This window comes from Bradyrhizobium sp. SHOUNA76 (assembly GCF_023006445.1).
GTDB lineage: Bacteria > Pseudomonadota > Alphaproteobacteria > Rhizobiales > Xanthobacteraceae > Bradyrhizobium.
The window spans coordinates 19306-39425 of sequence record NZ_JALBHA010000020.1 but is presented as its reverse complement, the minus strand read 5'-3'; the positions used below and the strand labels follow the sequence as shown (position 1 = coordinate 39425).

Genomic DNA, 20120 nt, shown 5'->3' with positions numbered 1-20120 from the left:
GTCACCGCCGGCAGCGCCAGGCCGGCCATGCTGGCGAGCCGCTCCACGGCCTCGGCGAACGGCAGGCCGTCGGTCTCCATCACGAAGCTGATGATGTCGCCGTGCTTGCCGGAGGAGAAGTCGTGGTAAAAACCCTTCTGGTCGTTGACGTAGAAGGACGGCGTCTTTTCCTGCTGGAACGGCGACAGCCCCTTCCACTCCCGACCCGCCTTCTTCAACTTCACGCGCTTGCCCACGACTTCGGAAACCGAAAGCCGGGCACGAAGCTCGTCGAGGAATTGGGGTGTGAAGCGCATGGGGCCTGTGTAGCGCGAACCGGGGTGAGTCGGGCTGGGGATCAGGGATATAGGGACGACGGGCCTAAAAGTTAGGTTTGTCAGGATTATGCGCGCTGTTCACAGGCCCCTTAGTCCGTCCCGTCACCCTGAGGTGCTCGCCCCTTCGGCGAGCTCGAAGGGCGACGGCCCGGCTGTTACCCCACCGAAACAGCTCGGCCGTTCATCCTTCGAGGCTCCCGGCGCGATGCTTAGCATCGCACCACTCGCGCCTCAGGATGACGGGACGGGAAGCGGAAAAGCTTGAACCGCGCCCGGTTCCACGCTTCCATAGCGCCATGTTCAGGACCTTTCGAGGCGGCCATAGCGGGGGTTGGCGCGTCACCTCGATGTCTGCAGTGACGGGCGAGCCCCTGCCCTTCATGCCGGCGTTGTCGGTCACCGACAGCGAGGCCATTGCGTTGCCGCTCGTGCCCTCGCGCAATGCCTGGCGGCTGGTCGGCGTCGCCAGCAGCTTGCGCTACACCGAACGGCCTGAGAAGCAGCAGCTCGTGGCCGTGCAGGCCGGGCTCGGCCGGGTGGAGGCCACCAGCGCGGCACTGATCCCGATCCGCAAGTCGCAGGCCTGGTGGGAGCTGACGCAGGAAGAGCGGCGCAAGATTTTCGAGGACAGATCGCACCACATCGCGAGCAGTCTTCGTTTCCTGCCCGCCATCGCGCGCCAGCTCTATCATTGCCGCGACCTCGGCGGCCCCTTCGACTTCCTGACCTGGTTCGAATTCGCCCCCGCGGATGCCTCACTGTTCGAGGAGCTGGTCGCGATGCTCAGGCAGACCGAGGAGTGGGGTTACGTCGAGCACGAAGTCGACGTGCGCGTGGTGAAAGAAGTGCTGTCGGCTTAGTGCTCCAGGAAGCGCCCGGACTCGATGTGCGGCAGGTTGGTGACAGGCCAGTTGTAGATATAGGTCCAGGCCTTCTCCGTGACGCCATCCGGCCGCGTCACGTCGATCAGCCGGCGCAGATATTCGGTCGGCTCGGGAAAGCCTTCGCCGCAGGCCTCGTACATGTCGAGCTCGCCCAGCAATTCGTCGGGCACGCGCATCCGAAAGAGTTCGCCATGGACGATGTCGGAGGCCGCCTCCGACAGCAGCAATCCCGGATAATGCTTCACCAAAACGAGCCGGCCGCGGCAGGTCGCATCCCCCAGAAAATCCGCATGCCCCGCCAGCAGCCGCGCCATCGGATGGTCGAAGCCGCGCATCAGGGTGCCGTAGACGAAGAGGCGATCGGAGGTCATGCTGTTCTAACGTTGCGACGTCGGTGCAATATCATTACTCCGTTTACACAAATTATCGTTTCATAGGCAATCAGGATGGACCAGCACACCACCGAGGCGACCGATCAACTGCTCGGCGCGGGCGACATTCCGCCCGTGCATGAGGTGAATCCGCAAGCGACATCGCCCTTCCTGCTCACCGCGGATCATTACGGGCGGGTGCTGCCGCGCGCGCTCGGCGACCTCGGCGTCACTGAGGCCGAGATGACGCGGCACATCGCCTGGGACATCGGCATCGCCGGCGTCGCCGAGCGGCTCGCCAAGCTGCTGGATGCGCATCTGATCGCGCAGCGCTATTCGCGGCTCGTGATCGACTGCAACCGCCCGCCCGAAGCATTAAGCTCGATCCCGGTCATCTCCGAAGCCACCGCGATCCCGGGCAACGAAGGGATTTCGGAATGGGAGCGCGAGGCGCGGCGGAGTGAGATCTTCGAGCCCTATCATGATCGCATCGATGCCGCGATCAGCCGCCGCCTGCACGCCGGGCAGCCGACGGTGCTGGTGTCGCTGCACAGCTTCACGCCTGTTTATGCCGGCGTCGCGCGCCCCTGGCACATCGGCGCGCTGTACAACCGCGACACCGTGCTGCCGCAGCTGCTGTTGAAGCATCTTCGCATCGAGAGCGATCTCGTCGTCGGCGACAACGAGCCCTATGCGGTGAACGACCTCACCGACTACACCATTCCCGTGCACGGCGAGGCGCGCGGCCTCGTCAACACCGGCATCGAGATCCGGCAGGATCTCATCGCCGACCAGTCCGGCCAGCAGCAATGGGCCGAGCGGCTGGCAAGGATTTTTGCGGCGATCGAGACGGAGCTGAGGGCCGAACTGTCGGTCGATTAGCCCCGCGTCGCGACGAACAGCGCGAGCGCGGCGAAGATGCCGGCGATGCCCCACAGCAGCCAGGCGATGCGGCCGGCGCCGTTTGCATCGATCGTTGCCTCGGCCGGGTTGTCGGGATTGACGCGCACCTCGACCGTTGCGCCGTCCTGGTAGCGCGCCATGAGCTTCTTCAGCATCGCATCGGACGTCCCGGCCGCGACGCGCGCGCATTCATTGGTGTAGCTGACGTTCTGATAGCGATAGGTGTAGGTCACGCGCTTGCCGAACATCTCGGTGCCGCGGCGCTCGCCCGGCTCGCTGGCCTCGTAATAATGCTCAAGTGCCGACAGCTTGATCGTGCCCCGCACCACCGGCCAGCGTGCCGCCATCGACGCCTGGCGTCGCACCCCATACCCCATCAGCGCGATGACGAGGCCGAACGCGCCGAGGCCGACGGCGAGGCCGGCGAGATCGGGCCGGGCGATGTGGTGCGCGAGGTATGCATAAATCTGGTTGAGCCCGAACGCCGAGCCGAACACGATGCCAAGCACGATCGCCGTGCCGATGCCGAGGCAGCCCCACAACCCCTTGGGCAAGTCGCGCTCGAGCACGGCCTGATCGGGATGGCGTGGATTGTAGTAGACGGTGACGACGCTGCCGGCAGGATACTTTGCGAGCTTCTCGGCGACCTCGAAATTGCCGAGATCCTCGCCGATCGAGATACGGTTACAGCGCAGCTTGCGGCTGCCGACCGCATATTCGTAAGTCACGTTCGCAAAATTGCGTTTCTCGAGGCGATGGCCGTCCTCGCGGTCGCTGTCCGAGACCCTGATCTCGCGCACCTCAGCAACCGAGGTGACGACCTTGCCCGGCGCTTGCGGCCAGTTGCGCGCCTCGCGCACCTGCCAGGTCTTGACGATTGCGGCGACCAATAGCAGCCCGAGCGGCGCGAGCAGCATCGCGTAGACGAACCAGGGCAGATCGGGCACGGCCAAAATCCTTCGTCAGCGGCAATGCCCGATTGGACGCTTTGCCGCCGCGAAGGGTTCAAGCCAGGCCGGCTGGGAGCAAGGTTATTTCGCCCGCGTCAGCGCCAGCCAGACGCCGCCGCCGATCATGAAGCCGCCGGAGATGCGCGACATCAGGCGCGTGCGGCGCGCCGAGAAGAATTTCCGCGCGCGCCCGGCGGCGATGGCGTAGAGCGCGTCCGTCATCACTGCGGTGACCATGAAGGTCGCGCCCAGCAGCGCGACTTGCGGAAAGTGCGGCTGGTTCATGTCCATGAACTGTGGGATGAAGGCGCCGAAGAACACCAGCACTTTCGGGTTCGACAGCAGCACCAAAAACCCCTGCAGGAAGAAGCCGCCGCGCGGCGGCGGAGGCGGTGCGTCGACATCGACGCCCTCGACCGGCGCCCAGATCAGCTTGATGCCGAGCCAGACCAGATAAGCGGCGCCGGCAAAGCGCACCCAGTCGAACCAGTAGCCCATGGTCGCCATCAGCGAGGTCAGGCCGACCGCGACGATGCCGATGACGATGGCAAGCCCGGCTTGCGCACCGGCAACGTTGGTGAGCGCGGCACGCGTGCCGTGGCGCAGGCCGTTGGCGATGACGAGGGTGACGATCGGGCCCGGCAGCAGCGCCAGCGCGATGCAGGCAGCGAGGAAGGCAAGGTAGGCTTGCATGGACATGATGGGGACTCGGCTGAAAGCGGTTCGGAGGTATTAATGCATGGGACGGGCGGGAACGGAAGACGGATGAGCGCAACGGCTACGCCCCACCCGCTTTCGCGGGTGATGACAGCGGAGAATGGGGAGATCGTGGCCCCGCGGCGCATCCTCAGTTCTTCGGCAGGCCGGCCACAGTGCGCGCCGGTCCCGTCAGCTCAAGGATGTGCAAGCCGGTATTGGCGCGGTCGACGATATAGATGTAGCCGCGATCGTCGGTCTCGACATTGTTGGTCTGGATCGCAACCTTGCAGCGCTCGCCACCCTCGATCGGGATGCAACGCTTGTCGGTGGCCGCAGTGATCGACGGAATGAAGTAGCCGACCTCCTTGGGGTGATAGGGATCGCGGATGTCGAGCGCGCGCACCCCGGCATTGAAGAAGGCGATGAAGGCCATCTTCTTGTAATAGACCGGCGCCGTGCTCTCGCTCGAGGAATGCGAGCCGAAGCGGCCGCCGCGCTGGCAGAACTGCCCGCTCGCTTCCGGCACGGTGTAGCTCGAGATCATCATCGGCCGCGTTTCGGTGGTGACGTCGGCGAACCACACCATCTGCCGCGCCTCGCCGCATTCGTTGAGGATGGCTTCATTCACGATCATGACGATGTCGCGGGTCTTGCCGTCCTTGTCCTCGGCGAACTCGGCGATGGGCATGTCGAGCATCGGGAACGTGGTGTGAGCGCCGTTGAAGGCGGATATCGGCAGGCGCGAAATCTCGGGATAGCGCAGATTGTCCGCCGTCGGCTCCTTTGCTCCGTTCAAGAGCTTGTCGCGATCGACGATCTGCAAAATGCCGCCTTTGTTGGTGCCATAGCCGAAATAGACGCGGTTGCCATCGGGGCCGGTCGAGATCGGCCCGTGCAATTCGGTCGGCACCGCACCGGTCGAACCGGGCTCCTGACCCGGCAGGCCAAAGTCGCGGATCTTCTGCGGATGCGCGGGATCGGAGAGATCATAGATCTGCGTCATGCGCCGCGTGCGCCAGTCCGGCGCGCCCGAGACGAGATAGGCAATGCCGGTGTCGCATTCCCACCAGCTCTTGTGCGTATCCTTCAAGCCGCCGATGCGCGTGATGAGCACCGGACTGGCGGGGTCGGTGACGTTCCAGATCTCATGCGCCTCGCTGCCGAAGGTCCTGAGCATGTAGACCGCGTTGGGATCCCCCTTCGGCAACGCCTTGCCGTCGCAGACCCGCACCATCTGCGCGCCGCCGGATTCGTACTTGCCCTCCTGCCCCGGCAGGTGCCGCAGATATTTCGGGCGCGCGGGATCGGTGACGTCGACAATGGACGTTCCGTTCGGCTCGGCGTTGCCCGTCATCGGGTTGACGGGCGCAGGCACGTCGTCGGTGCCGCCGTGATGGCCGATATAGGCGATCCAGCGGTTGCCCTGGTGATGAATGGTTGGCTGATAGGCGCTGCGGGCCTGGAGGTCGCTCATGCCGACGAGCTTCATGTTGGACGCTTCAGGCGGCGCGCCGACGGTTTGCTTCTGCGCGTTGGCCGCGGTGCTGCAAACGAAAAGAACGAGGGCGGCAGCAAGAAAAACGCGACGGAACATGAAAGTCCTCCCGGAACCAATCTGCGTTGGCTGAGATGAAAAGCTAGCACGGTCGATTGCGCGCGCCAAAGACACGATTTCTCGGCCCGTCATTCCGGGGCGACGCGTGGCGTCGAACCCGGAATCTCGAGATTCCGGATAACCGTTGCGCGGTTTCCGGAATGACACTCGCTTGACATGCAACCATTTGGTTGCCTATTATCATTGCCATGGATCAGGTCTTCAAAGCGCTCGCCGATGCATCACGACGCTCGCTGTTGGACCGGCTCCACGCCAGGAACGGCCAGACGCTGAACGAGCTCTGCGAGGACCTTGCGATGACGCGGCAGGCCGTGACCAAGCACCTCTCGATTTTGGAGGAGGCCAATCTGGTCACCGCCATCAGGCATGGCCGCGAGAAGCTGCACTACCTCAATCCAGTGCCGATCCATCAGATCGGAGAACGCTGGATCAAGAAGTTCGAGCGCGGCAAGCTCGCCGCGCTCGGCGAGTTGAAACGTAAGTTGGAGAAGCGCGATGAGTAAGCCGCAATTCGTCTATGTGAGCTATATCGAGACCACTCCGGAAAAACTGTGGGAGGCGCTGACGTCGAGCGAGTTCACCAGGCAATACTGGTTCGGCGCCGAGGTCAGGTCGGACTGGAAGATCGGCTCGCCCTTCGCGCTCCTGCTGGACGGCGAGGTCACGGATGCCGGCGAGATCCTGGAAGCCGATCCGCCGCGGCGCCTGTCCTACAGTTTCAAGCACCACAAGTTCGAAGAGCTCCGGGGCGAGCCGATCTCGCGCGTCGTCTTCACCATCGAACCGTTCGGCTCGCTCGTGCGTTTGACCGTGCTGCATGACGGCTTCGTCGAGGGCGGCAAATATCTCGGCGCCGTCTCCAACGGCTGGCCGGCGATCCTGTCCCAGCTCAAGAGCCTGCTCGAGACCGGCAAGCTGCTCGGCATCCCGCGCGCAGCCCTCAACAAGGGATTCGACGCAAAATGAACCTCGCTCAATTCAAGCCGCTGACGGTCTACACCATCTACATCGCCTCCACGCCGGAGAAGGTGTGGGAAGCGCTGACCTCGGCGGAGTTCAGCAAACTGTACTTCTTCGGCAATGAAGTGGCGGTCGAGCCGCGCCTTGGCGGCTCGTTCATCGTGCGCACGCCCGACGGCGCGCTGCACATCAGCGGCGAGGTTCTCGCCTACGATCCGCCGCGAAAGCTCGCGGTCACGTTCAACGTCAACTGGCCGGAGCTGATCGAGAAGCTCGGCCCAACGCTCGTGACTTACGAGATCGAACAGGTCGGCGATGCGGTACGGCTGACGATGAGCGAGGGCCACGATCGCCCGCTCAGCGACGACATCCTCGCCGGTGGCCGCTCGGGCTGGCCAGCGATCCTCTCCAGCCTCAAGAGCATGCTCGAGACCGGCAAGCCGCTGGTCGTGAAGCTGGGGCCGCCGCAGCGGATGCTGGACGCGCTGAAGGCGATGGGAATCAAGACGCCGTAGGGGCGCCGTCGTCCCGGGGCGTGCGAAGTCTCGTAGGGTGGGCAAAGGCGCACTTGCGCCGTGCCCACGTCCAACCCAACATCGCAACAGAACCGTGGGCACGCTTCGCCTTGCCCACCCTACGGCACTGCCCAAGGGGCGGAGGGGACGCGCTAAACCGGCACCACCAGCCGCCGATAGAGATGCCAGGTCGCATGCCCGAGCACCGGCAGCGTCACGATCAGCCCCAGAAAATACGGCAGTGCCGAGACGATCAGCAGCATCACGATCACGGCGGCCCATGAAATCATCGGCAGCGGGCTCGTCACCACCGCGCGCACGCTCGTCACCATCGCCGTGACGAAATCGACCTCGCGGTCGAGCAGCAGCGGAAACGAAACCACGGTCAGCGAGAACAGGAGCAGCGACAGCACCGCACCGACGGCGTTGCCAATGCCGAGGAACAGCAGGCCTTCATTGGTAGTCAGAACCACGGTCATGAATTCCTGAAGGCTGGAGAAAGAGGCGTTGAGGCCGAGCAGCAGCGCGATCAGAAGCCGCACCTGGTACATCCAGACCACGAACACGAACAACGTGACGAACGCCATCCAGCCGATCTCGCTGCGCGAGCGTACGGCGGACCAGATCTTGCCGAAGGAGACCGGCTCGCCGAGCTCGCGGCGGCGGCTGACCTCGTAGAGGCCGATCGCCACGAACGGTCCGATCAGCGCGAAGCCCGCCGCCAGGGGATAGACCAGATAGACCATGCCGTAGGCGGTGAGGCACAGCATGATGACGATTCCGCCGGCGGCGTAGAGCGCGCCGAAGCCGAGACCGTAAAGCGGCAGGGCCTGGAAATCACGCAGGCCCTCGACCAGCGCTTCGGCGATGTCGGTCGCCGCGACGGAACGCACCACCGGATCGACCTTGCCCGAGATGGACATCAGCTTCCTCCACACATCGGCGCGATCTTTCGTCGCGCACAGAGCGCAATATTAGCGCCACTGCGCGCGGGCGCAACTTGATGCCGGATCGCGGGAAGAGGCGGCAACGCCCGCCCCTCGGAGATCGCGAGGCGGCTCGAATTCTTTAATCTTCTGTGCGATTTTCGAGCGAATTCCTATGGACTGAGCAGACGATAATCCGCAAGTTTTACCTTCGAACAAACACCCGCGATGACCAGAGCGGACCGCCCCACCGATGAGCCTGCGTACCCGGTTACTGATCCTCGTCATCGCGGCCATGCTGGTGCCGGCGAGCCTCGTCGGGCTGCGCTTCGCGCAGAACAGGTCCAGCGACATCAACGCGGCCTTGGCCAATTTGGCGGCGAGCGCCGACGACATCGCGAGCGATCTGGACGAGAAGATCCAGGGCACCGCCCAGCTTCACTATGGTCTCGCCCGTGCCCGCGACCTCGACACGCGCGACAAGGCGGCGTGCTCGGCGTTTCTGTCGGAGGTGCGTGAAGAACACCCGCAGTTCACGGGGATCCTGACCATCGATCCTGACGGCAGACTGTTCTGCGATTCGCTGCGGACCAACCGCACGCTCGACCTGAACGACCGCGGCTATTTCAAACAGGTCAAGAATCTTCGAGGCGTCGTCGCGGTGGAGCCGGTATTCGGCCGCCTGACCGGGCTGTCAGTGCTGCAGATCGCCTATCCCGTGCGATCGGAGGCGGGCGCGCTGAAATTCGTGCTGCTCGCGTCATTCAACCTGAACAAATTCGCGGAATTTCACGACAAGCGGCTGCTCGCCGAGAAGGACATCCTGCTCCTCGACGCCAAGGGTACGGTCCTGGTCGCCCCCAAGAGTGGCGGCTTCAGCGTGCCCGTGGGCGGGTCCATTGCCGGCTCCGACCTGTTTCGCTTCGCGGCAGCACCCGATGGCGAGCCGTTCCTGGAAATCAGCGACCGCGGGGGCCACACGCAGATCTGGGGCGTCGCCCGCTCGCCCTCGATCCGTAAGGCGGGCCTCACCATCCTGGTCGGACGGTCCAAGGACGGACTGGTCGCGGCGGCAAACCGCCGGCTCTACGAGGACATAGCAATTCTCGCGGTGGCCTTGCTGCTGCTTCTGGCCGGCTTATTGATCCTCACAAACGTGGGCATCGGACGACAGGTCAGGCGGCTGGCCGTCATGGCAAAGAGACTGGGACGCGGCGATCTCAGCGCGCGCATTCCAGAGCCCCATCCGGGCGGCGAGCTCGGCGGATTGATGACGCTGCTCAACAGCACCGCCGAATCGCTCGAGCAGCAGCGCAACGCGATCGCGGATCTCAGCCATAAGCTCAGCCAATCCCAGAAAATGGAAGCCATGGGCCAGCTCACCGGCGGCGTGGCACATGATTTCAACAATCTGTTGACCGTCATTCTCGGCAACTCGGAGCATCTTGCCGACAGGCTGGCGGGAAACAAGGAATTGCACCGGATCGCCGGCGACATCGCGACTGCCGCGGAGCGCGGTTCCGACCTGACCAAGAGCCTGCTCGCCTTCGCACGCAAGCAGCCGCTCCGGCCGCGCGAGATCGATATCGCCGAGAAAGTTCTCGGCATGGAGCAGCTCTTGCGTCGGACCCTGGGCGAGCACATCGAGTGCCGCTTCGCGTTCGAACCGGATCTGTGGCCGGCCAGCGTCGACCCCGGCCAGTTGACGACGGCCGTGCTCAACCTCGTACTCAACGCGCGCGACGCGATGCCGGAAGGCGGCAAGCTGACGGTCGAGGTCCGTAACAGCTCGCTCGGGGAATCCGACCTCGACGTCAACGGCGAGCCGCGGCCCGGCGACTACGTCATGGTCGCCGTCACGGATACCGGCAGCGGCATGAGCTCCGAAGTGGCGAGCCGCGCCTTCGAGCCGTTCTTCACGACCAAGGAGGTCGGCAAGGGGACCGGCCTCGGCCTGAGCATGGTCTACGGATTTGCACAACAGTCCGGCGGGCTTGTGCAGATGCAGTCCGAACCGGGACAGGGCAGTGTCGTCAGGCTCTTCTTTCCCCGTCTCGCAACACCGTCGAGCGAGGATTCGCCACCTGCGGAGCAGACCGTCACACAGGCCGGACACGAGACCATTCTTCTCGTCGAAGACGACGACATGGTGCGCGCCTATGTCGAGAACGAGCTCAGGACGCTCGGCTACCGGGTCATCGCGACGTCGAACGGACCCGCCGCGCTGAATGTGCTGCGCCAGCCAGGGGACGTCCAGTTGCTGTTCACCGACGTCGTGATGCCCGGCGGCATGTTCGGGCCCGAGCTTGCGAGGCAAGCAAGCGAGCTGCGGCCCGGGCTCAAGGTGCTCTTCACTTCCGGCTACAGCCAAAATCCCGTCAAGACACCCGACGGGATCGGCGAGGCCCGCATTCTGACCAAGCCGTTCCGGCGAAAGGATCTTGCCGCGATGCTGCGCTCCGCCCTCTCGGAGCCATCGCGCTAGATCAGGACGCGATCGCCAGCTGGAGCGCCACGGCGAGATTGGCCGCGAACAGACCTGCGTCAATGACGAAGATTCGGAGCATCGGACCTTTCAGCACCGGCCAGTACGCCACCCCGACCCGGCCTCCGCGCATCAGCACCGGCAGATTGTAGGCGAACTGGCTGAAATGGCAGGCGGCAAAGAACAGGAACAGCGCGAGCTGGGCTTCGACGGGCTGGAAGAAAGACGGACGCACGGCAAGAAGATAGAACGACAACAGCCCGATGGGCAGATTGATTCCGCCCAGAAACGCAACGCTGGCCGCGAGGGTCGGCGCGATCGGATTGCCGCGCTCTTCCCGCGGCAGCAATATCTTCAGCGTGTTGCGCTGGGCAATGCTGAACTGGACGAATGCGCCGACGAACCAGAGCGTGTTGAGAAGCAGAACGATATCCGAGAGGCGCATGATTATTTTCCGTAGAAGGCTTCGCTGTGGACGACGCGGCCGGCATCGTCGAAATCCATGAACTCGCTGGCCCGCGTGTCGCCGAGCTGCCACCACACCGTCAGGCGCGCGATCGCCTCATCCCAGCTCCAGCTCAGGATCTTCAGGTCGGCGCTTTCGATGTGGCCATAGGCTTTGCGCCAATAGGCGCGGATATTCTCGATGCCGGCCACGACAGGAGAGCCGGTCAGCGTCAGCGCCAGGGGGCTGCGCATCTGCGCATTCTCGGCAAAATGCGCCACGACCGCATCGATATCGACCTTGCACCAGCTCGCGCACCATGCCGCGACGAACCGCTCGGCGGCTGCGCGATTCATTGTCTGTGCACTCATGACACGGCCCTCCCCTCGCTCGTCGGCGAGGAAAGTGGCAAAGCCCGCCTCTCATGTCAACCACGTTGACTTGAGATTTCGTCAATTGTGGTCGGCGATCGCCTCCATGACCGCCATCCACGCCGCCGCCCCCGACACCCCGGCGCGATCGAACGCCTCGCGCAGGACCTTGCGCTCATGATCCGAGGCCCGCTGCTCGATGCGTCGCCCGGCTTCCGTCAGGCGCAGCAGCTTGGAGCGATGCTGCTCTGGCGAGCGCTTCGACGTCAGCAGCTTGCGCTCCAGCAGCAGGTTGAGCGGCCGGCTGAGGGCTTGCTTGGAAATGCCGAGAACCTCGAGCAGCGAGCCGATCGCAATATCGGGCCGGCGCGCCACCACGTAGAGGATGCGGTGGTGCGGACGCGACAGGCCCTGCTTCGCAAGATATTCGTCGGCCTGCAGCGTCATGCCGCGCCAGCCGTAATACATGAGCTCGAGCGCCGCATCCAGATCGTGCAGCTTGTCGAGCGAGGCGCGATGAAGTCCCGCGGCTTGAGACGTCTTTGCCATCGTTGAGAGTCAGCCCTTCGCCCGCAGCTCGCGCCGCAGCACCTTGCCCGTCGCCGTCATCGGCAGCGTTTCGGCGAATGCGACGAAGCGTGGATATTCGTGCGCGGCGAGCTGAACCTTGACGAATTCCTGGATCTCGCGCGCCAGCGCGTCGGTGCCGGTAAAGCCGGGGCGCAGCACGATCCAGGCCTTGATCGATTCGGTGCGGATCGGATCGGGAATGCCGACCACCGCGGCCATGGCCACCGAGGGATGCTTCATCAGCGTATGCTCGATCTCGGACGGGCCGACGCGATAGCCCGCGGTGGTGATGACGTCGTCCTCGCGGCTGACATACCAGAAATAGCCATCCTCGTCCTGCACGCCGAGATCCCCGGTGAGCAGGAACTCGCCGACATATTTCTTCGCCGTCGCCTCCGGATTGCGCCAATATTCGAGCATGGTGACGGGGCATGGCTGGCGCACGCCGATGATGCCGCGTTGCCCGCGCTTCTGCTCTTCGCCCTTGTCGTTGACGATGCGGACGTCGAAACCGGGCGTCGCCTTGCCCATCGCGCCGGGGCGGATCGGAAACAGGTTGGAGTTGCTGCCGATCACGAGATTGCACTCGGTCTGGCCGAACACCTCGTGCGCGTCGATGCCGAAGGTCTCGCGCACCCAGCCCAGCAATTCGCCGCCGAGAGATTCGCCACCGGTAAAGATGCTGCGGAGCTTGACGCCCGGATGCTTCACGCCGGCCTGCCGCATCAGCTTCAGCGCCGTCGGCGGCAGGAAGACGTTGCGGACGCCGAGATCGGCCATCATCTGCATCGCCGCCTGCGGCTCGAATTTTCGCGCGCGGTGACCGACCAGCGGGATGCCGTGGTACCAGAACGCGAGCAGCCCGTTGACGAGGCCGCCGATCCAGGCCCAATCCGCCGGCGTCCACATCAGATCGCCGGGGCGCGGCAGGAAGTTGTGACACATCTCCACGTTCGGGAGATGGCCGAGCACGACGCGGTGAGCGTGCAGCGCGCCCTTCGGGTTGCCTGTGGTGCCCGAGGTGTAGATGATCAGCGCGGGATCGTCGGCGGACGTGTCGACGGTCGCGAAGTCCTCGGACGCGGTTTCGATCGCCGACCAGAAAGGTTTCGCGCCGGCGTGGACGGCGCCGCTCGTGACATAGATGTCCTGCAAATAGGGCAGCCGATCGCGGATATTCGTGAGCTTCTCCCACCCCACCTCATCGGTGATGATGGCCCTTGCCTGCGAATTCGACAGGCGGAATTCCAGCGCGTCCTCGCCAAACAGCGCGAACAGCGGGATCGAGATCAGGCCTGCGCGGAACGCGGCCATATGGGCGATCGGCAATTCCAGCGACTGCGACAGGAACACCGCGACGCGGTCGCCGCGCGAAAGCCCATCCGTCGTCAGCACATTGGCGAAGCGGCGCGACATCTCGGCGATCTCGTCGAAGGAGGTGCGGCTCGTTGCACCGTTCTCGTCGACATAGATCAGCGCAAGCCGGCCGGTGCCATCGGCATGGCGGTCGCAGCACGCTTCCGCCATGTTGAAGCGCGCGGGAATGTCCCAGCGAAAATTGCGATAGAGCTCGTCGTAGGTAGCGGCTTCGGTGAGCATGGCTTGGATCGTTTCCCGATGTCTTGTTATTGCGCAGTTTAGAGCCGCAAATGCACGGGACAAGCCCCGCGCCGTCATTCCGGGGCGACCGCAGGGCGAGCCCGGAATGACAGCGGAGGCTCACCTCACCGTCGCGAAGAACTTCCTGACATCGCGCACGAACAGTTCCGGCTGCTCGAACGCGGCGAAATGGCCGCCCTTCTCCATCTCGCTCCAATACGTGATGTTGTGGAAGTTCGGCTCCATCCAGCGCCGCACCGGCGTGATGATTTCCTTGGGGAAGGCGGCAACGCCGGTCGGCACCTTGACCACCGGCGTGGTGCGGCGCTTGCCAAAGCTCTCCCAGTAAAGCCGCGCCGAGGAGGTCGCCGTCTCCGTCGCCCAGTAGAACATGACGTTGTCGAGCAGCTCGTCGCGGGTGAAGATATTTTCGGGATGACCGCTGCAATCGGTCCAGGCCCAGAATTTTTCCAGGATCCAGGCCGCCTGCCCGCTCGGCGAATCCGTCAGGCCATAGCCGAGCGTCTGCGGCCGTGTCGCCTGCTGCTTGGAGTAACCGGAGTCGAGATCGACATAGTGCTTGAGGCCGGCAAGCGCGCGCTTCTCTTCGGCCGTCGGCTCGCCCTCGACCTTAGGTGCCGCGTTGAAGGCGAGCGTGATGTGGATGCCGGCGCAGCGCGCCGCATCCTGCGCGCCGAGCGAGGTCGTCACCGCCGAACCCCAATCGCCGCCTTGCGCACCGTAACGCGTATAGCCGAGCCGCTCCATCAGCTTGGCCCACGTCGCGGCGATGCGATCGACGCCCCAGCCGGTCGCCTTGGGTTTGGCCGAAAAGCCGAAGCCCGGCAGAGAGGGACAGACGACGTGAAACGCATCCGCGGCATTGCCGCCATGCGCGGCGGGATCGGTGAGAGGCGCGATCACCTTCTGGAATTCGACGATCGAGCCGGGCCAGCCATGGGTGATGATCAGCGGCAGAGCGGACGGCTCTTTCGAACGGGCGTGGATGAAGTGGATGTCGAGCCCGTCGATCTCGGTGGTGAACTGCTCGAAGCGGTTGAGCTTTGCCTCGCGCGCACGCCAGTCGTAACCATCAGCCCAGTAGGTGCAGATCTCCCGGATCCATTTCAGCGGCGCGCCCTGGCTCCAGTCATCGACGAGTTCGGCCTCCGGCCAGCGGGTGCGGGCGAGGCGCGACTTGAGGTCGGCTAGGATGTCGTCGCTGATGGCGATGCGGAAGGGCTTGATGGCGGTCATCGGTTGGCTCCCGATTGTTTCTGTCGGGAGAGAGTAGACCGGATTGCAGCGGCGACAAAGGTGCCATCCCCCTGGAGGGGGAGGATCGGTTCTCCGCGCGATCGACCCTCCCCCTCCAGGGGAGGGTAAGAACCTAGCCCGACAGCGCGGCCTTCACCATGCCACTGGCCTTACCGAAATCCATCTGTCCCGCGTACTTCGCGCGCAGCACCGCGATCACCTTGCCCATGTCCTTCATGCCGGCCGCACCGGTCTCGCCGATCGCATCCGCGATCGCCTGCTTGACCTCGTCGTCGGCCATCTGCTTCGGCAGATAAGCCGAGATCACCGCGATCTCCTCGCGCTCCTGGGCGGCGAGTTCGGCCCGACCGCCTTTTTCGTAGAGCTCGACCGACTCCTGGCGCTGCTTGATCATCTTTTGAAAGACGCCGAGCAGATCGGCATCCGACAGCGGCGGCTTGCCGTTGCCGCGGGCGTCGATGTCGGCGTTCTTGATGGTCGAGTTGACCATGCGCAGCGTGGACAGCTTGCGCTCGTCCTTGGCCTTCATGGCCTCCTTGACTGCATTGTTGATGTCGTCGCGCAGCATGACCGTGATCCCTTCGAATATCTGACGCCTGATCTAGGCCGTTCGCGCCCCCGAGACAACCTCGGTTCCGAGCCATTCCGTCAGCGCCCGCACTGTTGCTTCCGGCTGCTCGGCTTGCGGCAGGTGTCCGCAGCGCTCGAGGATCACGAGCCGTGCGCCGGCGATGGCGTCGGCCATCTCCTTCGAGAACGCATTCGGAATGGTGTTGTCGGCATCGCCCGTCAGCACCAATGTCGGGCACCTGATGGCCGACAGCGTCGGGCGCGAATCCACCCGTGCGATGATTGCGGTCTGCTGCCGCAGATAGCCTTCGATTCCGACATCCTCATCCTGCGCGTGCACGAGCTTGAGAATATCGGCATCATCGCGCCGCGACGGATGCACGAGCTCCGGAAAACTCTCCTCGCGAACGGCGCGAAGCTCGCCGCGCCTCGCGCGCTCCATCAGGGCACAGCGGCGCGCGGTCGCCTCCGGCGTATCGGGCCGCGCCTGGGTGTTGATCAGCGCGAGCCTGGCCACCCGTTCGGGCGCCTGGCGCATGATCTCGAGCGAGATGTAGCCGCCCATGGAATGGCCGGCCAGCGCGAAGCGCGGCGGCGCCTCGGCCAGCACCCGGGCGGCGATCGCCGCCATGCTGTCGTCGCGGATATGGTTGGCAATCATCACCGGGCCGAACCGCCATAGCGCCGGGATCACAGGGACATAGATCCGGGCCGAGGAGGCCAGCCCCGGAACCAGCAGCAGCGGGGTGGTCTGGTCCATTATTGCCTCGCAAGCCCCCAGAATTGCCGGAAATTGTGCGGCCGAGCTTAAGTGCCGGAGACGGGCTGTCAAATATGCAAAAACGCATGTGAATCGGGCCTCTCCCGCTTTGACGGCGGCGCTCGCGGGGACTATGAAACGCGCTCATGACACAACATGACAACGATCCCGCTTGGCCGGACCACAAACCGACCGCGCTCCTCGTGCTTGCCGACGGCACGGTGCTCGAAGGCTTTGGTCTCGGCGCCGAAGGCCACGCCGTCGGTGAGGTCTGCTTCAACACCGCAATGACCGGCTATGAGGAGATCCTCACCGATCCCTCCTATGCCGGCCAGCTCATCACCTTCACCTTCCCGCATATCGGCAATGTCGGTACCAACGAGGAAGACATCGAGACGGTGAACATGGCGGCAACGCCGGGTGCGCGCGGCGTGATCCTGCGCACCGCCATCACCGATCCCTCGAACTATCGCGCCACCAAGCATCTCGATCAGTGGCTGAAGGCGCGCGGCATCATCGGCCTCTCCGGCATCGACACCCGCGCCCTGACCGCGCTGATCCGCAGCAAGGGCATGCCCAATGCCGTGATCGCGCATTCCAAGACCGGCGAGTTCGACCTGCACGGCCTGAAGGAAGAAGCGCGCGAATGGCCGGGCCTCGAGGGCATGGACCTCGTGCCGATGGTCACCTCGGGCCAGCGCTTCACCTGGGACGAGACGCCCTGGCTGTGGGACAAGGGCTTTGGCCGTCAGGACAAGCCGGAATTCAACGTCGTCGCCATCGACTATGGCATCAAGCGCAACATTTTGCGCCTGCTCGCCGGCGTCGGCTGCAAGGTGACGGTGGTGCCGGCGACGACCTCGTCCGACGACATTTTGGCGATGAAGCCGGACGGCGTGTTCCTGTCGAACGGTCCGGGCGATCCGGCGGCGACCGGAAAATATGCCGTGCCCGTGATCCGGGACGTGATCAAGTCGGGCACGCCGACCTTCGGCATCTGTCTCGGCCACCAGATGCTTGGCCTTGCCGTCGGCGCCAAGACCAAGAAGATGCATCAGGGCCATCACGGCGCCAATCATCCCGTCAAGGACGAGACCACCGGCAAGGTCGAGATCACCTCGATGAATCACGGCTTTGCGGTGGACGAGACGACGCTGCCGAAGGGCGCGACGCAGACCCACATCTCGCTGTTCGACGGCTCCAATTGCGGTATCCAGCTCGACGGCAAGCCGGTGTTCTCGGTGCAGTACCACCCCGAGGCTTCACCTGGCCCGCGCGACTCGCACTATCTGTTCCAGCGCTTCGCTGATCTAATGCGGCAGAAGAAGAGCGCGTAAGACGCGCTTGCTTGCAACCACTTCCACGACAAAAGCCCGGGCTCGCCCCGGGCTTTTGCGTCATTCCGGGGCGCGCGCCGCGCGAGCCCGGAATCCCTGGGGCACCGGACTCTGCTGCACAATGGATTCCGGGCTCGACGCTACGCGTCGCCCCGGCATGACGATGGAGCGAGGAACGCCGCCTCACGCCCCTCGTTGATCCCTGCTACATTCGCGCAGGAGCCCCACCATGTCGGTCGTCCGCGACAAGGCCGAGCCGCTCGCCATCGTGTTCGAGGACGACGGCCTTACGCCAAACAACATCCTTCCGTTCCTGGTCTACCAGGGCGCGGTGAAGCTCGATCCGAAGCGGCCGGAAGAGACGATCGAAGACTTGTTCGAAGCGAACGGCTGGGGCGGCACGTGGCGCAACGGCGTGTTCGACTATCTGCATTATCACGCGACGGTGCATGAGGTGCTCGGTGTCGCGCGCGGGAGTGCACGGGTTCGCTTCGGCGGCGATCACGGCCAGGAGCTCCAGATCAAGGCCGGCGACGTCGCGATCCTGCCCGCCGGCACCGGGCATCAATGCATCCAGGCGAGCGACGATTTCTGCGTGATCGGCGCCTATCCGCCGGGCGCGAAGATGGAGATCACAAGGGCGACGCCGGACAACCATGCCAAGGCGCTGAAGACGATTCCGCAAGTGGCGCTGCCGCCAGCCGATCCGGTGACGGGGAAGGATGGCGCGATGATGAGGCTGTGGCGGTAGCCAAGAGGACGGTGCCGTAGGGTGGGCAAAGCGGAGCGTGCCCACGCATTTTTGCGATCGAGAGTGATGGTGGGCACGGAGCGCGAAGAGCGCGCCTTTGCCCACCCTACGACATCCGGGCTACGCCTCGTTGCCGCCTTCCTGGCGGGTGGCTTCGAACAGGAACCAGGTGCGGCGCTCGGTTTCGTCGATGAAATTTTCCAGGATGCTGGCGCTGGCGACATCGCCGGCGTCGTCGCAAACGTCGTGTGCTTTGCGCATCGCAGCGGCGACGTGCTTGTTGTCCTGCATCAGCTCGCGCAGCATCTCGCGGGGCGGGACGTAGTCCTCGTTGTTGTCCTTGATGGTCTGGAGCTTTGCGACCTGGCCGATCGACTTCAGCGTGGTGCCGCCGATCTTGCGGACGCGCTCGGCAAGCTGATCGGTGGTGGCGAAGATCTGGTCCGACTGTTCGTCGAGCAGCAGATGGTAGTCCCGGAAGTGACGCCCGCTGATGTGCCAGTGGAAATTCTTGGTCTTCAGATACAGCGCGAAGGCGTCGGCCAAAAGCACGTTGAGCGCCTCCGAGACCTTCTTGACCCCGTCGGGAGACAGATCGGTGGGGGTATCGAGATCGGGGGAGACCTTGTTGTTGGTTTTGCTCACGGGAGACCTTCCTGTTAGGACGCGGACATTGACGGCGCGCCGTCGCACCCCTAACGCAAGGCGGACAGCGCTGGTTCCTTTCGCGGAACCGTTTGGCCGGGACCCTCGAATACCATGGACGATTGGATCGATTATTACGACTCCACGCATACGATCTATGTCAGCAAGCTGCATCGCGACTTGCACTTCCAGATCATCGCGCGGGACATCGTCGGCTACATCTCCTCGCCGGACGCTACGGTGCTGGACTATGCCTGCGGCGAGGCGCTGTCGGCGAGCCAGGTGGCCGCTAGTTGCGGCAAGCTGATCCTTGCCGAGCCTGCGCCCGGCGTGCGCGGCCGGCTGATCGCGCGGTTTGCTCCGAACACCAGGATCCGCGTCCGCTCGCTCGACGACGTCCGCAACATGCAGGACCAGTCGATCGACCTCGTGGTGATGAACTCGGTCGCGCAATACATGGCGCCGGACGAGCTCGATGCCGCGCTCCTCAACATCCACCGCATCCTGAAGCCCTCCGGCAAGCTGGTGCTGGGAGACATCCTCCAGCCCAATGTCGGCATGTTCAGGGACGTCATGGCGCTGCTCGGCTTCGGCCTGCGCCACGGCTTCCTGAAGGACGCGCTGATCGGGCTGATCAGCACCGCGCTGTCGGATTACCGTCACCTGCGCACGCGCATCGGACTGCAGCGCTACAGCGAGGACGAGATCACCGCCAAGCTGAGGGCGGCCGGGTTCGCGGTCCAGCGCGCTCACACCAATATCGGCCACAATCGCTGGCGCATGACCTTCGTCGCGCGGCCGCCTCTGGTTCGTTAAGCATAACAATTAGCCGTTGTAGCTTGCCGCACTGCAATCGGTCATGATCGCCTCGGCCCGGTGGCGGAAGCGTCTACGCGAGGGCGGTGCAACGCTCTACATCCTGGTTCAAATCCAGGCCGGGTCTCCACGCTTCGCCCCTTCGGGGCTACGCGTGGCGCGGCCACGCCCCCCGAGCAGCCCACCCTCCCCTAACCGGTCAAAATTGCCGGTTGATGGGCGTTTTTCGGGGTTTCGCCGCCCCAAAAACTGGTCTAAGACCCACCCGCGCGCGAGGGAGACCACCGCGCTCTCGGCCAAAGGGACGCGCAGCAGCGCGCCCTTTTTTTGTGCCCAAATTCCAGTCCGGCGAG

General features: G+C 64.4%; 23 protein-coding genes and 1 tRNA gene. 10 read left to right on the top strand and 14 right to left on the bottom strand.

All coding sequences use genetic code 11. The annotated features are described in order from the left end of the window. A partial coding sequence (locus MOV74_RS05260; protein WP_246918801.1) for a CHC2 zinc finger domain-containing protein occupies nt 1-296 on the bottom strand: 296 nt, incomplete at its 3' end. A 317-nt stretch (nt 297-613) separates the two neighbouring features. On the opposite strand from MOV74_RS05260, the gene MOV74_RS05255 reads away from it, so the two are divergent. After that, nucleotides 614-1177: a chlorite dismutase family protein gene (locus MOV74_RS05255; RefSeq protein WP_246918799.1), complete on the top strand. Its 564-nt coding sequence runs from the start codon at nt 614-616 to the stop codon at nt 1175-1177. Here MOV74_RS05255 and MOV74_RS05250 read toward each other — a convergent pair. Further along, entirely contained in the window at nt 1174-1572 is a 399-nt protein-coding gene (locus MOV74_RS05250) for a gamma-glutamylcyclotransferase (protein WP_246918797.1), read from the bottom strand. The genes MOV74_RS05255 and MOV74_RS05250 overlap by 4 nt on opposite strands. Nucleotides 1573-1647: 75 nt before the next feature. Here MOV74_RS05250 and MOV74_RS05245 point away from each other — a divergent pair, with 75 nt between their 5' ends. Next, on the top strand, nt 1648-2454 hold the full coding sequence (locus MOV74_RS05245; protein WP_246918795.1) for an N-formylglutamate amidohydrolase: 807 nt from the start codon (nt 1648-1650) through the stop codon (nt 2452-2454). Here MOV74_RS05245 and MOV74_RS05240 read toward each other — a convergent pair. From MOV74_RS05240 to MOV74_RS05230, 3 genes are all read right to left on the bottom strand, one after another. Further along, nucleotides 2451-3422, bottom strand: a complete 972-nt coding sequence (locus tag MOV74_RS05240; protein WP_246918793.1) for a DUF3592 domain-containing protein — start codon at nt 3420-3422, stop codon at nt 2451-2453. The genes MOV74_RS05245 and MOV74_RS05240 overlap by 4 nt on opposite strands. An 84-nt stretch (nt 3423-3506) precedes the next feature. After that, a complete protein-coding gene (locus MOV74_RS05235) occupies nt 3507-4124 on the bottom strand; it encodes a LysE family translocator (RefSeq protein WP_246918791.1) in 618 nt (205 codons plus the stop codon). A gap of 148 nt (nt 4125-4272) precedes the next feature. Continuing rightward, complete coding sequence (locus MOV74_RS05230) at nt 4273-5718, bottom strand: LVIVD repeat-containing protein (protein ID WP_246918788.1); 1446 nt, start codon at nt 5716-5718, stop codon at nt 4273-4275. Nucleotides 5719-5927: 209 nt separating this feature from the next. Between MOV74_RS05230 and MOV74_RS05225 the strand changes: the two genes are divergently transcribed. Genes MOV74_RS05225 through MOV74_RS05215 form a run of 3 tightly spaced genes read left to right on the top strand, consistent with a single transcriptional unit; the run spans nt 5928 to nt 7214 of the window. Then, nucleotides 5928-6242: a helix-turn-helix transcriptional regulator gene (locus MOV74_RS05225; protein ID WP_246918786.1), complete on the top strand. Its 315-nt coding sequence runs from the start codon at nt 5928-5930 to the stop codon at nt 6240-6242. Then, nucleotides 6235-6705, top strand: coding sequence for an SRPBCC family protein (locus MOV74_RS05220; RefSeq protein ID WP_246918784.1), 471 nt, complete (start codon nt 6235-6237; stop codon nt 6703-6705). The genes MOV74_RS05225 and MOV74_RS05220 overlap by 8 nt, the downstream gene beginning before the upstream one ends. Further along, nucleotides 6702-7214 (top strand): SRPBCC family protein, encoded by a 513-nt coding sequence (locus MOV74_RS05215; RefSeq protein WP_246918782.1) that lies wholly within the window; start codon nt 6702-6704, stop codon nt 7212-7214. The genes MOV74_RS05220 and MOV74_RS05215 overlap by 4 nt, the downstream gene beginning before the upstream one ends. Nucleotides 7215-7366: 152 nt before the next feature. Here the strand turns inward: MOV74_RS05215 and MOV74_RS05210 are convergent, their stop codons facing one another. Further along, complete coding sequence (locus MOV74_RS05210; RefSeq protein ID WP_246918780.1) at nt 7367-8137, bottom strand: DUF2189 domain-containing protein; 771 nt, start codon at nt 8135-8137, stop codon at nt 7367-7369. A gap of 256 nt (nt 8138-8393) precedes the next feature. Here MOV74_RS05210 and MOV74_RS05205 point away from each other — a divergent pair, with 256 nt between their 5' ends. Beyond that, nucleotides 8394-10625 (top strand): ATP-binding protein, encoded by a 2232-nt coding sequence (locus MOV74_RS05205; protein ID WP_246918778.1) that lies wholly within the window; start codon nt 8394-8396, stop codon nt 10623-10625. A gap of 1 nt (nt 10626) precedes the next feature. Here MOV74_RS05205 and MOV74_RS05200 read toward each other — a convergent pair whose 3' ends face one another. The 7 genes from MOV74_RS05200 to MOV74_RS05170 all read right to left on the bottom strand — a co-directional run bounded on the left by MOV74_RS05200 (nt 10627) and on the right by MOV74_RS05170 (nt 16218). Beyond that, nucleotides 10627-11070 carry a hypothetical protein gene (locus MOV74_RS05200; protein ID WP_246918776.1) on the bottom strand — a complete coding sequence of 148 codons (444 nt, stop codon included), beginning with the start codon at nt 11068-11070 and terminating at the stop codon, nt 10627-10629. Between the two features lie 2 nt (nt 11071-11072). Continuing rightward, a complete protein-coding gene (locus tag MOV74_RS05195; RefSeq protein ID WP_246918774.1) occupies nt 11073-11441 on the bottom strand; it encodes a nuclear transport factor 2 family protein in 369 nt (122 codons plus the stop codon). Nucleotides 11442-11522: 81 nt separating this feature from the next. Further along, nucleotides 11523-11990, bottom strand: a complete 468-nt coding sequence (locus MOV74_RS05190; RefSeq protein ID WP_246918772.1) for a MarR family transcriptional regulator — start codon at nt 11988-11990, stop codon at nt 11523-11525. 9 nt (nt 11991-11999) lie between these two features. After that, entirely contained in the window at nt 12000-13610 is a 1611-nt protein-coding gene (locus MOV74_RS05185; protein WP_246918770.1) for an acyl-CoA synthetase, read from the bottom strand. A gap of 120 nt (nt 13611-13730) precedes the next feature. Continuing rightward, nucleotides 13731-14867 carry an epoxide hydrolase family protein gene (locus MOV74_RS05180; protein WP_246918768.1) on the bottom strand — a complete coding sequence of 379 codons (1137 nt, stop codon included), beginning with the start codon at nt 14865-14867 and terminating at the stop codon, nt 13731-13733. Between the two features lie 133 nt (nt 14868-15000). Next, entirely contained in the window at nt 15001-15456 is a 456-nt protein-coding gene (locus MOV74_RS05175) for a GatB/YqeY domain-containing protein (protein WP_246918766.1), read from the bottom strand. A gap of 33 nt (nt 15457-15489) precedes the next feature. Next, nucleotides 15490-16218 (bottom strand): alpha/beta fold hydrolase, encoded by a 729-nt coding sequence (locus MOV74_RS05170; RefSeq protein WP_246918764.1) that lies wholly within the window; start codon nt 16216-16218, stop codon nt 15490-15492. Nucleotides 16219-16364: 146 nt separating this feature from the next. On the opposite strand from MOV74_RS05170, the gene carA reads away from it, so the two are divergent. Together carA and MOV74_RS05160 are read left to right on the top strand one after the other, a co-directional pair. Next, nucleotides 16365-17555, top strand: coding sequence for a glutamine-hydrolyzing carbamoyl-phosphate synthase small subunit (gene carA, locus MOV74_RS05165; protein WP_246918762.1), 1191 nt, complete (start codon nt 16365-16367; stop codon nt 17553-17555). Between the two features lie 229 nt (nt 17556-17784). Beyond that, nucleotides 17785-18306, top strand: a complete 522-nt coding sequence (locus tag MOV74_RS05160; RefSeq protein WP_246918760.1) for a cupin domain-containing protein — start codon at nt 17785-17787, stop codon at nt 18304-18306. 120 nt (nt 18307-18426) lie between these two features. Here MOV74_RS05160 and MOV74_RS05155 read toward each other — a convergent pair whose 3' ends face one another. After that, a complete protein-coding gene (locus MOV74_RS05155) occupies nt 18427-18951 on the bottom strand; it encodes a Dps family protein (protein ID WP_246918758.1) in 525 nt (174 codons plus the stop codon). A gap of 114 nt (nt 18952-19065) precedes the next feature. On the opposite strand from MOV74_RS05155, the gene MOV74_RS05150 reads away from it, so the two are divergent. Continuing rightward, nucleotides 19066-19767 carry a class I SAM-dependent methyltransferase gene (locus MOV74_RS05150; RefSeq protein WP_246918756.1) on the top strand — a complete coding sequence of 234 codons (702 nt, stop codon included), beginning with the start codon at nt 19066-19068 and terminating at the stop codon, nt 19765-19767. A gap of 54 nt (nt 19768-19821) precedes the next feature. After that, nucleotides 19822-19897: transfer RNA gene (locus tag MOV74_RS05145), tRNA-OTHER, on the top strand. Nucleotides 19898-20120 lie beyond the last annotated feature (223 nt).

What these genes read in the sequence shown, in the direction of transcription:
- MOV74_RS05185 (WP_246918770.1), bottom strand. Translation starts at nt 13,610, where the DNA reads ATGCTCACCGAAGCCGCTACCTACGACGAGCTCTATCGCAATTTTCGC.
- MOV74_RS05170 (WP_246918764.1), bottom strand. Translation starts at nt 16,218, where the DNA reads ATGGACCAGACCACCCCGCTGCTGCTGGTTCCGGGGCTGGCCTCCTCG.
- MOV74_RS05205 (WP_246918778.1), top strand. Translation starts at nt 8,394, where the DNA reads ATGAGCCTGCGTACCCGGTTACTGATCCTCGTCATCGCGGCCATGCTG.
- MOV74_RS05210 (WP_246918780.1), bottom strand. Translation starts at nt 8,137, where the DNA reads ATGTCCATCTCGGGCAAGGTCGATCCGGTGGTGCGTTCCGTCGCGGCG.
- MOV74_RS05255 (WP_246918799.1), top strand. Translation starts at nt 614, where the DNA reads ATGTTCAGGACCTTTCGAGGCGGCCATAGCGGGGGTTGGCGCGTCACC.
- MOV74_RS05225 (WP_246918786.1), top strand. Translation starts at nt 5,928, where the DNA reads ATGGATCAGGTCTTCAAAGCGCTCGCCGATGCATCACGACGCTCGCTG.
- carA (WP_246918762.1), top strand. Translation starts at nt 16,365, where the DNA reads ATGACACAACATGACAACGATCCCGCTTGGCCGGACCACAAACCGACC.
- MOV74_RS05180 (WP_246918768.1), bottom strand. Translation starts at nt 14,867, where the DNA reads ATGACCGCCATCAAGCCCTTCCGCATCGCCATCAGCGACGACATCCTA.
- MOV74_RS05235 (WP_246918791.1), bottom strand. Translation starts at nt 4,124, where the DNA reads ATGTCCATGCAAGCCTACCTTGCCTTCCTCGCTGCCTGCATCGCGCTG.
- MOV74_RS05160 (WP_246918760.1), top strand. Translation starts at nt 17,785, where the DNA reads ATGTCGGTCGTCCGCGACAAGGCCGAGCCGCTCGCCATCGTGTTCGAG.
- MOV74_RS05245 (WP_246918795.1), top strand. Translation starts at nt 1,648, where the DNA reads ATGGACCAGCACACCACCGAGGCGACCGATCAACTGCTCGGCGCGGGC.
- MOV74_RS05190 (WP_246918772.1), bottom strand. Translation starts at nt 11,990, where the DNA reads ATGGCAAAGACGTCTCAAGCCGCGGGACTTCATCGCGCCTCGCTCGAC.
- MOV74_RS05200 (WP_246918776.1), bottom strand. Translation starts at nt 11,070, where the DNA reads ATGCGCCTCTCGGATATCGTTCTGCTTCTCAACACGCTCTGGTTCGTC.
- MOV74_RS05220 (WP_246918784.1), top strand. Translation starts at nt 6,235, where the DNA reads ATGAGTAAGCCGCAATTCGTCTATGTGAGCTATATCGAGACCACTCCG.
- MOV74_RS05150 (WP_246918756.1), top strand. Translation starts at nt 19,066, where the DNA reads ATGGACGATTGGATCGATTATTACGACTCCACGCATACGATCTATGTC.
- MOV74_RS05175 (WP_246918766.1), bottom strand. Translation starts at nt 15,456, where the DNA reads ATGCTGCGCGACGACATCAACAATGCAGTCAAGGAGGCCATGAAGGCC.
- MOV74_RS05230 (WP_246918788.1), bottom strand. Translation starts at nt 5,718, where the DNA reads ATGTTCCGTCGCGTTTTTCTTGCTGCCGCCCTCGTTCTTTTCGTTTGC.
- MOV74_RS05195 (WP_246918774.1), bottom strand. Translation starts at nt 11,441, where the DNA reads ATGAGTGCACAGACAATGAATCGCGCAGCCGCCGAGCGGTTCGTCGCG.
- MOV74_RS05215 (WP_246918782.1), top strand. Translation starts at nt 6,702, where the DNA reads ATGAACCTCGCTCAATTCAAGCCGCTGACGGTCTACACCATCTACATC.
- MOV74_RS05250 (WP_246918797.1), bottom strand. Translation starts at nt 1,572, where the DNA reads ATGACCTCCGATCGCCTCTTCGTCTACGGCACCCTGATGCGCGGCTTC.